Source organism: Rhodococcus sp. BL-253-APC-6A1W (genome assembly GCF_012843405.1).
Classification (GTDB): Bacteria; Actinomycetota; Actinomycetes; order Mycobacteriales; family Mycobacteriaceae; genus Rhodococcus.
Window position 1 is genome coordinate 1 of record NZ_JABAFB010000037.1, and the last position, 542, is coordinate 542.

Genomic DNA, 542 nt, shown 5'->3' on the forward strand with positions numbered 1-542 from the left:
ACCGACGACGGCCCGCGCGCCGGCACCACGTACGAGAAGGTCAGCCAGCTCAAGCCGGTGTTCCGTCCGGACGGCACGGTCACCGCAGGAAATGCATGCCCGCTGAACGACGGTGCTGCGGCGCTGGTGATCATGTCCGACACGAAGGCGAAGGCTCTCGGGTTGACGCCGCTGGCGCGGATCGTCTCGACCGGGGTGTCGGGCTTGTCGCCGGAGATCATGGGTCTGGGCCCGATCGATGCGACTCGCCGGGCGCTGGCCAATGCGGGGATGGGAATCTCGGATATCGATCTGTTCGAGATCAACGAGGCGTTCGCGGTGCAGGTGCTCGGGTCGGCTCGTGAACTCGGGATCGACGAGGACAAGCTCAATATCTCCGGTGGTGCGATCGCGCTGGGGCATCCGTTCGGTATGACGGGCGCTCGCATCACGAACACGCTGCTGAACAATCTGCGTGAGCAGGACAAGCAGTTCGGTGTGGAGACGATGTGTGTCGGTGGTGGTCAGGGTATGGCGATGGTGCTCGAACGCCTGAGCTGATC

Annotated in this window: 1 protein-coding gene; it reads left to right on the top strand. The window is 64.2% G+C overall.

Annotation, left to right across the window (positions count from 1 at the left end; genetic code table 11):
- A partial coding sequence (locus HF877_RS21120) for an acetyl-CoA C-acyltransferase (protein ID WP_169623150.1) occupies positions 1–540 on the top strand: 540 nt, incomplete at its 5' end.
- Between the last annotated feature and the right edge of the window lie 2 nt (positions 541–542).